Annotated in this window: 8 protein-coding genes; all 8 read right to left on the bottom strand. The window is 36.0% G+C overall.

Features of this window, described 5'->3' with window-relative positions:
• Nucleotides 1-146: 146 nt before the first annotated feature.
• Nucleotides 147-752, bottom strand: a complete 606-nt coding sequence (locus Q1K34_RS16390) for a class I SAM-dependent methyltransferase (protein ID WP_300441327.1) — start codon at nt 750-752, stop codon at nt 147-149.
• 15 nt (nt 753-767) lie between these two features.
• Nucleotides 768-1,085 carry a rhodanese-like domain-containing protein gene (locus Q1K34_RS16385; protein ID WP_300441324.1) on the bottom strand — a complete coding sequence of 106 codons (318 nt, stop codon included), beginning with the start codon at nt 1,083-1,085 and terminating at the stop codon, nt 768-770.
• Between the two features lie 22 nt (nt 1,086-1,107).
• On the bottom strand, nt 1,108-1,923 hold the full coding sequence (locus tag Q1K34_RS16380; protein WP_300441321.1) for a sulfite exporter TauE/SafE family protein: 816 nt from the start codon (nt 1,921-1,923) through the stop codon (nt 1,108-1,110).
• Between the two features lie 779 nt (nt 1,924-2,702).
• Entirely contained in the window at nt 2,703-3,422 is a 720-nt protein-coding gene (locus Q1K34_RS16375; RefSeq protein WP_300441319.1) for a PepSY domain-containing protein, read from the bottom strand.
• Nucleotides 3,423-3,496: 74 nt separating this feature from the next.
• A complete protein-coding gene (locus Q1K34_RS16370) occupies nt 3,497-3,976 on the bottom strand; it encodes a nuclear transport factor 2 family protein (RefSeq protein ID WP_300441317.1) in 480 nt (159 codons plus the stop codon).
• Between the two features lie 46 nt (nt 3,977-4,022).
• Complete coding sequence (locus Q1K34_RS16365; RefSeq protein ID WP_300441314.1) at nt 4,023-5,402, bottom strand: SusD/RagB family nutrient-binding outer membrane lipoprotein; 1,380 nt, start codon at nt 5,400-5,402, stop codon at nt 4,023-4,025.
• Between the two features lie 12 nt (nt 5,403-5,414).
• Nucleotides 5,415-8,936 carry a SusC/RagA family TonB-linked outer membrane protein gene (locus Q1K34_RS16360; protein WP_300441312.1) on the bottom strand — a complete coding sequence of 1,174 codons (3,522 nt, stop codon included), beginning with the start codon at nt 8,934-8,936 and terminating at the stop codon, nt 5,415-5,417.
• A gap of 90 nt (nt 8,937-9,026) precedes the next feature.
• Nucleotides 9,027-10,157, bottom strand: coding sequence for a FecR family protein (locus tag Q1K34_RS16355; RefSeq protein WP_158308615.1), 1,131 nt, complete (start codon nt 10,155-10,157; stop codon nt 9,027-9,029).
• Nucleotides 10,158-10,220: the final 63 nt, after the last annotated feature.

Genomic DNA, 10,220 nt, shown 5'->3' with positions numbered 1-10,220 from the left:
CAAAGCGTAGGAAAAATGGGAAAGGGCATCATCTTTAAATTGTCTTATCTTCATAACTATTATTTTTTAAGTTTGTATTCCAAAGTTGCCAAAAATCTTTAATCCGCACAGTAACAAATGTTACGAATCAAATTTCTTTTAAAACATTATTTTTTTTCACCTATCATTTGTAGTACACAACTTTTACCTTTGTGATATTTTCCTTCGTTTTGCTCTATTTCTAATTCTTCCAGGTATTTAATTGTAAGTCCGGAAAACTCATTTCTCAACTCTTCTTTTGAAAATAGCATTGCTTGTTCTTTAGGCCCTCCAGAATTATAATCAAGCTGTTTTTTAGAAAATGCTTCGAAGATTAAAATTCCTCCTGGTTTTAAAAATTGTAATAAATGGTCATGTATACCAGGTCTGTCTTCTGCATTAAAATGAGCGTAAATAAGTGCGATAACCTCAAAATTGATATCGCTATCAAATTCCTCTGCGGAAGTTATCTCATAATTTATTTCCACATCATTCCTCTCAGCCAGGGCTATAGCTTTTGCCTTTCCAGCCTTACTCAGATCAAATGCAGTGACATCCCAACCAGTTTTTGCTGCAAATACGGCATTACGACCCTCTCCATCTGCAGGTAAGAGAATAGAATTAGGATTCAATTTACCTAGCTCAGTTCGAAAAAAGACATTTGGATCTTTACCATATATATATTCTTCATCGCTATACCTTTCTTCCCAAAATTCCGTTGACTTATCTTTCATGTCTCTACTGAAATTTTAAAAAACGGGTTTGGATAATTTTTCGTCCCATTGCATAATACCACCGGCAAGGTTGTACGTATTAAAGCCTTTATTATCCATGATTTGGCAAGCCTGCCCACTTCGATTTCCACTACGACAGTAGATATAATAGTTCCTGTCTTTTTCTAAATTTGAGACTTCTCGTTGAAAAGTTACAGGTTCAAAAAGATTAATCAATTTAGCATTAGGTATTATTCCGTCTTTCCATTCCTTTGGGGTCCGCACATCCAGAATAATAGCATTATTATCATTCTCAATTTTGTCTGCAAACTCTTTTGCATTTAAGATTTTCATAATAGTAAATTTTAATTTGCACCTAATTTTTAACAAAGAATTCCATATAGAAAATAAATCCGGCCATTAGAAAGATAAAGTAGCCAAAGCCCTTCTTCAAACGTTCTCCATTAATATAATTGCTTAAATAAGACCCCAGGAAAATACCCAAAAAGGAAAGACCTGTTATTATTCCCAAAAATGGCCAGTCTACTTCCATGGTTATGGCATCGCCAAGGAAAAATCCCAGCAGTGATTTGAACGCGATAATAATTAATGAAGTTCCTACAGCCGTTTTCATTTCAATATTCGCAAGAATCACAAGGGCTGGGATTATTAGAAAGCCTCCTCCGGCTCCAATCATACCCGTAATCCCTCCAACAATTAAACCTTCTGCCAGAATTAACGGATAATTATACTTCACCTCATTTGAGGGGTTTTTTTCTTTTCCAGAATCCTTTTTTCGTAACATAGAAAAAGCAGCTGGTATCATAAGAACAGCGAATAGACCAAACATGGCCATCCTTCTTGTAAACTCAAAATCTTGGATATAGAATAAGGATTCAGGTAACGCCGGTACCACATAGTGTCTTACGATTGTGACTCCTATAACGGCCGGAATTCCGAAGATGATAGCGGTTTTCCAATCTACATAGCCATTATAATGTTGTTTGATCCCACCTATAAGCGCACTGGCACCCACTATGAATAAGGAATAAGCGGTGGCAACACGCTCCCCCGTAGAAAATAAATATGCGAGAACAGGTACCGCTAGTATAGACCCGCCACCACCAATTAATCCAAGTGAGATCCCAATTATAAGCGAACTTATATAACCAAATATTTCAAGTAATTCCATCCGTAGAATTTTTAATTCTGGACGAAATTATAATTATGTATCAAAATCTACAGTAACAATTGTAACAAATGAGATAAGACTTGTGAAGGTTTCTAATAATTTTAAATAGGTCTTAAAGAATTTTCATATGCTTCATTAATTGATTATAAATAATTTATGTTTTATCTAAAAGGTGTTCTGAACCCTTCAACTTTATTCTTTTTTTTAATAAATTGGAAATATTTTTTGTGTGAATTTTGAAATTTAAAGAAGAAGTTTTTAAAGGAAAAATAAATTTTTCATCGCGGTAAAATGCAAATAACAAAACCCGCCACCGACATCGGTCGTAAGCATGGCATCAGTACTGCTGTTATTTCAAATGGTGGGGACAGGAGCAATTAAAGGTTTCCGATGAATCAAAACAGCTAAAGGTACACATTGAAATAATTTTCCTTACCAATCACCACGTAGTTTGGATGCTAAAAAATCTGATTAATCGCATAGAAACTCAGGAGGATTAAAATAGACAATGTCATCCGAATTTTGAGAATATCAACCAGCCAAGAGAACATACATAAATTCAAATGATGGATTACGGCCACTAATAATCGTATGATTCAATAGGCAGAATATCAGCTATAAATTACGTGAAACTTAATTATTTAGAGGAAGCTTACAATTTATCCTCCAAGATTAAAAAAAGGCTGCTTAGAAGTAAACAGCCTTTTTCGGCTAATCAATTCAGAATACTTCTAGCAACTTTAATATTCTAAATTAAATTCTTAAAAATGTATATTATTTCAAGTTTTCTTTTTCTTCTTTTTATTAGTGAATTTCCTAATTGTTGGAGATGAGGTATACCATAGCAAGAATCCACTTAAAACCGTAATAAGACCAAGTAAGGAAAATGCTCTTAATATTAAATTATTAAAATTATCCCGGCCTTCGTAATCCATTGTATGAGTCATCCATAAAAAATCGAACCAGCGCCAATCTCGGTGCCTTAGAGTTCTAAAAGCTCCATCAGCTTCAGAGACATAAGCTCTAATATCCTCAGATGTATTATAAGAAATCACGTAAGCTGGAAGAGGTCTGCCACGATATTCATGATGTTCGCCAGTAGAAGTTATTCTTTCTACCCCGGTCACTTCCAATTCATCAATCATATGTTGATTGGCAACTTCAACAGCTTCTGTTTCGGATAAATTCTTTTTAATCTCTCCTGTCCTGGCATTCTGTAGAATTTCTTCGTTAATCCAGTAATAAGGTTTCCCAGCAACTTCTTTTAATTGTAAAGAATTAATCTCAATTTCAGGATTAAATTCTGCGGGACTTCCAATCTCTGAGAAATTGGGATGTTTCATTTCTGTTTTAAGAAATTGATCTCCGTGTATTTCATCTATATCGGTCCAGCTGAAGTATAAACCACTAACAGTCCACATTATAAATTGTATACCTATAAAAATACCCAGGTATCTATGTGCCTGTCTTATTTTTAGAGCTGTTTTTCTTTTTACCATAATTATTTGGTAATAAAGCGATAGTCAATGTATTCAACCACTATCGCTTTCTAAATATTTCTTATTTTTTAATATTATTTTTTTGGGGTTCTTGAAGATGAATGCATTTTAATTATTTTCCAATTACCGTCTATCTTTTTAAGAACAGAAGTCGCTACACCTTTTTTCTTTATAGTTTTTGACTCGCTGTTTTCGTCCGGTTTGGTGACAATGGTATAAATATAAGTTTCGGTGGTAAATGCATACGGAGCGTCTACCTGCACTTCAATTTTATAATCTGAATATTCAAATTTATTGAAATGACCTAATTCCGGACCTATATGATGCTCTATATAGTTTGCATACGAACCTTCAACGCCGCCCGATTCAAAAATATGAGAGTCCTTGGCAAATAATTCAAATGTACCTTTGGTTGTTAGATTCTGCATAGCATTCTTGTAATTTTTCATGACGCTTTTTACAGCCTCCTTTTCTGCATCCATATTTTGGCTATAGATTTGTCCGGTTGCTAAAAGCATAAGAATTAGAATTGCTGATAATTTTAAAATTTTCATAAGTTGGATTTTTAAGATTTTTAATTATTAAATTTTCGAATTGTATTTAATTTATAGGAAAAACCCATATGTCATCATCAAGAAGATGTCCTCCCTGGGAATCTATAGCTGCTTGATACTCATTTGGGTTTGATAATCTTTGGGATATAGTATACAATAATCTTCTAGGAACTATACCGGATGGATTTAATGGATTTACTCCATTTGGATTAGGAATTAGATCGGGAAAACCTGTCCTTCTATAATCATTCCATATCTGCATCGGGGCTTGTCCATACATAGCCTTATATTTTTCAAGAATGATGGTTTGAATACTTATAGATGGCAAATTATTTAAATACTCGTCAATTTCAGATGAAGTAATTCCTAAATACGTCATATTAGCTCTTACCGCTTCTTCTAAGGCTTCTGTTCCATCCTCCCCAGTTCTTGCTAAAGCTTCCGCTTCAATAAACTTCGTTTCTGAGTAACTAATCACTGGACTTGGACTATTCAATTGAGCCCAAAATAAATCAGGATTATTAGCTTGGAAATAAAGGAAATTCCCCCCATCTGTCTCAGTCATATATAAGTCCATTCTTGGATCTCCCATCATTAAATTGACAAAGAAATCATCAATTATTATAGTATTAATTCTTTGGAAGCCAAACAAAGCCAGTGGATTTCCACCGTTTTGAGTATTTTCAAATTGAAAGTTCAGTTGTTCTGTATTGCTGGAAACGGCCATATCTAACTCGTCAAGGGCTAATTGTGCAGCATTGGGATTTACGCTGGTTTGTTCAAGATAAAACCTAGCTTTTAAAGAATGAGCTGCACTTATCCACTGTTCGTTACTCCCATTTAATAAATCACCTTGAATACCAGAAATATCGTCCGCATTAAGATCATCTATTGCTTCGGAAAGAAGCATTTGGATTGAAGCATAAATTTCTTCCTGATCATCGTATTTTGGAGATAGATTTTCTTGTCCTAAAAATGCCTCAGAATAAGGGACATCCCCCCAAGCATTGGTAACTAACCCCAGATTAATCGCCATATATATTTTTGCAATTCCTCTTGTGTTTAAAGCATTTGTCATTGTAGCACGTTCAATAATATCTGCGGCATCGCGCATGGATCCTGTGTAAAAACCGAGATTCCACACAGCATCCGGTTCACTTTCCCCAATTACATAAGAGGTGTACTCAAGTTGCTGAGCGTCAAAACCCTGCCATTGCTGCATTATTATACCTGCATATCTCCCAAGTTCAGAAACAATATTTCGGTGAGTTTGGGTTTGCATTGCAGGAACGATTGCAACTAATGGCACGCTTTCTCCCCCAGGCCTAGTTGGATCTTGGTTCAGGTCATCATATTCACAGGAAACCAATAGCGAGATGCTAAATAAAACTGTGAAAAATACTGTTGTTAATTTGTAATATTTCATAGTATTTTTTAATTAAAAATTAAGTTTGAACGTTAATGCATAACTTTTTGTATTCGGCTGGTTGAAGTAATCTAACCCTATCGCATTACTGGCTCCCGTGAGGTTAGTTTCTGGATCGACTCCGGGATAATCAGTAATCAAAAATAAATTTCTTCCAGAGGCAGTTATTGAACCAGAGTTCAAAAATGTGGCGTCAAGAAGGGAACTTGGAAGCTGATAAGTGAGGCTTGCTTCCCTTAACCTAACCCAGGATGTATCGAATACATAATCTTCATTTACACCCCCAAACCCGTAACGTGTCCAGCGATAAGAATTAATTCCATTTTCAGGATTGGCTAACGCAACTTCTGTCGTATTAGGTTGCCCCGTATTTACGTTAACCCCTTCAAAAACATAATCTGTAATTGTCCTTTGCTCAGCTGTAACCTGTGAGGTGCCAAAATAATCAATAACTGCACAGGTACCACACCAAACATCTCCCCCTTGCCTTACATCTAATAAAGCTGATAATGAGAAATTTTTATAAGACAATGTGTTTCTTATTCCCGCGTTCCAATCTGGGATGGGATCCCCAATTACACCTTCTTCTGTATCTACCAGAGGGTATCCACTATCATCTATTAATAATTCCCCATTTTCATTTCTTGCGAATCTCGAACCAAAAATTACACCATACGATTCCCCAACTATAACTCTGGATGAAGCGCTTATATCCTGCAACGTTACTGATTCAACATTTTCTGCAAGTTTTAATGTGGTATTTTCATAAGTAGTCCAATTTATATCAATATTCCAATTGAAATTGTCGGTTCTTATAGGATTAATAAAAGCTAAAACTTCCCATCCTTCATTGGAGATGACCCCAGCATTAATTACTCGTGATGTAAAACCTGTTACTGCTGGTTGATCTACCGATATAATTTGATCTGTAGTCTCTTTATTATAATAAGTAAGATCCAACCTGAACCTCGAATCCCAAAATCTAAACTCGGCGCCTAATTCATATTCTTTGGTAGATTCGGGTCTTATTTCAGCATTTCCTAATTGCTCAGCTCTTTCAAAAGCTACAGTTGAGAATATTGGGAATTGGTTACCACTTACAAAACCGCCTGGTCCAGCATTTGCTGCATTGTAATAAGTTAGCGTACCGAACGCTGGAGCATCATTACCGGTTTTACCATACGACCCTCTTAATTTCGCGTAATTTAAAAAACCTGGTTTCAGTAATTCAGAGAACACAAAGGAACCTCCGACACTATAGGATATGAAATCATTGTTGTCATCAGGTAAAGTTGAGGACCAGTCATTCCGAAAAGCTCCATTTATAAATAACATATTATTATATCCCAGTTTAATATCTGCTAATAAAGCATCCAGTTGTTTTCTTCCAACATCTTCAAAAACTGACTGACTGGCCGTGTTGGAAACTTGAAAGAAACCTGGTATAGTCAAATTATTTCCAATTGCTTGACGTGTTAATGATTCTGTCTTGAATCCGTCATAACCGAACACACCATTAAAAGTTATATCATCTGATATGTCTTTTTCAATGAGTAGTAATAGCTGTGAATTTATATCCTCACTAAAAAGTGTTAGATCTGAAACCTGACCTTGTGGGTTACCGGCAGAGTTAATATCCACTCCTGCTTTTCTAACATCTGAATACTGATCATAACCTAATGTTCCTCGAAGGGTAGCCCAGTCCAGAGGTCTGTATTCAAATGATAAACGTCCAATAAAACGTTTTACATCATCTGTAGAAGGGTTTTTTGCAATAGTCCAGTATGGATTATCATAAATTCCGGCGCGATAACTTCTCTGGCCGCCATCTGGTAATAGATATGTACTTGTTGTATTTGCTGCATCTCTACCAGTTAAACCATTACCGTTATCAAAGGAGGGTGTAGTTCTTAGTAAACCAAGCATTACACCTGATACATTTGATCCCCTCTGTACTCTACTTCCTCCTGATGTAACATAATTTCCACTTGCAGAAAGTTCAAAATCATCTCTTAGTTTTGCACTAACATCAGCTCTAAATGACTTTCTATTAAATTCTTCCACTGGAACAATTCCTGTTTGATTTAGTAGTCCTCCAGACACATAGTATTTAATTCTGTCTGAACCTCCTCGAACAGAAACATTTTCCTCATTAAGGACACCTGTAACAAAAAAATCGTAGTGATCGTATGCATTAGCAGGCATTCCATTACCTTCTCCTTCAGGAACCAGACGTCCAAATCTACCATATGGGTAAGAGGTATCCCCGTCATATTCTAGACTAGAAATTCTTGGCCCCCAACTAAACCCGTCACCAGTCTCGGGCCCCCTATATGTAGTAACTCCATCAATAGGTCGTCCTTGTGCAAATTCTTTTTGTAGGTTAGGGAGTTGACTTACTTCACTAAATTGAATCGTCGATGAAACCGCCACGGTGGGCGCACCAGTTTGACCTTTTTTTGTGGTAATGATAATAACACCATTTGCGGCTCTAAGTCCATAGAGGGTTTGAGCAGCTGTTCCTTTTAACACATCAATGGAAGCAATATCGTTTTGATTTATATCTATTGCTCTATTGGAATTGTCTGCACCTCCTGTCCCATTCCCTACTGATGAATTATCAATTGGCACACCATCCACAATAAACAATGGGCTATTTGATCGATTGATAGAAGTATTACCTCTAATTCTTATATTAGAAGAAGCTCCAACAGAACCCGAAGAACTTACAACACTAACACCTGCTGCTTTCGATGCTAGCGAATTAACAAGATTGGTTTCTCCAGTATTTTCAATGTCCTCTGCGGTCACATTCTCCACAGCATAGCTGACTGACCGGGGAGTACTTTTTACTCCAAGAGCCGTAACAACAACTTCTTCCAGAGTTGCTGAATCCGGGCTCATCACGACATTTATAGTTCTTCGATCACCCACCGGATATTCAGTAGTTTGCAATCCGACGAATGAAAATATTAATATGTCTTCTTGAAAAGCTTCAATAGAATAATTTCCATCAAAATCTGTTTGAGTTCCTGCAGAACTTCCTTTAATTATAACATTAACGCCAGGCAGAGGCAAACCATATTGATTTGTCACCTTACCCGACACCATAAATTGGGCGTTAAGTTTATTCACAGTGTTACTTGTCGAATCCTGGGAAAAATTCCCTTCGGCCTTTCGTTTTTTTAAAATTATCTGCTTATTTACCACTTGCCATTCCACATTTGTATCTGAAAACAGTTCCGTAAGCACTGTTTCAATTTTTTGTTTTTCCATCTTTATGGAAACCTCTTTATCTAAGGCCACCTCCTTTCTATTTAATAAAAATTTGAAATCGGAATGGGACTCTATTTCTCGGATAACTTCAGCCACAGTCGCATTTGGCATATACAAGGTGATTTTCTTATTCTGGGAGTAGGTATTCGCATGAATTTGAAAGAGGGTAACTATAGTTAGAAACACTGTAAGTTTCATTTTCAGGTCAACCTTTAGTTGATATGGTATAATACAATCGATAAAATAAGAGTTTTTCATAATTTAACATTCTTTAAATTGGTAATAATATTCAAACTATAGGAAGTAATTATTGGTTTAATAATTTTGTATATAGAGACTAGTTTTGGGTTACCGGATAAATACTTTATTATTTTCTATTTCGTACTTGAATGCATAGCTTTTATTAAACGATTCCAAGACATCTTCAATAGTTTCAATATCGAAAGTGGCATCGAACAGTTGCTTATCAAGATCTTTGTTTAAGTTCTGTATGGATACGTTGTATTTTCGTTCCAAAGCATGTCTAATTTTTAGGAAACTTGTGTTGCGAAAAATAAGTTTGCCCTGTATCCAGGCGGTATAGATTTCGGTATCTACACTTTGGATGGTAATGTCATTTCCTGCTTTCTGCCACTCGGCCTTAAAGCCAGGCTCTAGAACGATTCCTTCCTCATGTTTTCTATCTTTAACTCTAGTATTGATTTCAACCGATCCCTCGACCAGAACAGTATTTATATTTGAGTCTTCGGGATAATGAGATACGTTGAAACTGGTTCCCAACACTTTAATATTTAGTTCATCCGCATAAACCATAAAAGGATGCTTCTTGTCTTTCGTTACATTGAAATAAGCTTCTCCAGTCAAAAAAACGGTTCGGTCAAATCCCTCTAAAAACTGCACCGGATACCGCAAAGAGGTACCAGAGTTCAAAAAAACTTGTGTCCCATCGGACAGGGTTACATCGAAGCGTCGGCCGTAAGGTACTTTTAAAGTATTGTAAACAATTTTATTTACCTCAGGATCTTTAGTAATAGGGTCTACGGATTTCGCATATGTCAATTTGGACATATATTGAGTACCGATTACATTGCCATGGGCATCCTTTACTTCTCCAAACATTAAGGGATCTAAGGTTTTAACAGTTCCATTATCCAGAGTGATGGTGATGGCTTCTTCCTTGGGTTCAATTTTACCTGGGTTATTGCCTTGATTTTGCTGGAAAAAATAGCCGAGAACCAAAAACACAAGACCGACGGCTGCATATTTCATTAACGATCGAACTTTTCGGTAGGGAAACACGTATTTATCTCTTTTCATTCTTTTTTTAAGAATTTCCTTAATTTGTTTAACATCCGGTTTCACCATAGCAGTATTTATTTCGTAATGCGTGCGGACAAATTCTGTAAAAACCTGTTCGTTACCTTTAACCAAAATCCAATCGGATAATTCATTCAAATCTTCTACAGTTGCTTCTTTCAAAAGGTATTTTACAATTCGGTTTTCAGGTTTCGAGACGATCATATATTGGCTGGATCTTTATAG

The sequence above is a fragment of the Christiangramia sp. genome, from assembly GCF_029937855.1.
Classification (GTDB): domain Bacteria; phylum Bacteroidota; class Bacteroidia; order Flavobacteriales; family Flavobacteriaceae; genus Christiangramia.
The sequence above is the reverse complement of the archived record's forward strand: the minus strand, read 5'-3'. Positions and strand labels throughout refer to the sequence as shown.

Excerpts from the sequence above, each read along its gene's own strand:
- Q1K34_RS16390 (WP_300441327.1), bottom strand. The coding sequence starts at position 752 with ATGAAAGATAAGTCAACGGAATTTTGGGAAGAAAGGTATAGCGATGAA.
- Q1K34_RS16385 (WP_300441324.1), bottom strand. The coding sequence starts at position 1,085 with ATGAAAATCTTAAATGCAAAAGAGTTTGCAGACAAAATTGAGAATGAT.
- Q1K34_RS16380 (WP_300441321.1), bottom strand. The coding sequence starts at position 1,923 with ATGGAATTACTTGAAATATTTGGTTATATAAGTTCGCTTATAATTGGG.
- Q1K34_RS16375 (WP_300441319.1), bottom strand. The coding sequence starts at position 3,422 with ATGGTAAAAAGAAAAACAGCTCTAAAAATAAGACAGGCACATAGATAC.
- Q1K34_RS16370 (WP_300441317.1), bottom strand. The coding sequence starts at position 3,976 with ATGAAAATTTTAAAATTATCAGCAATTCTAATTCTTATGCTTTTAGCA.
- Q1K34_RS16365 (WP_300441314.1), bottom strand. The coding sequence starts at position 5,402 with ATGAAATATTACAAATTAACAACAGTATTTTTCACAGTTTTATTTAGC.
- Q1K34_RS16360 (WP_300441312.1), bottom strand. The coding sequence starts at position 8,936 with ATGAAAAACTCTTATTTTATCGATTGTATTATACCATATCAACTAAAG.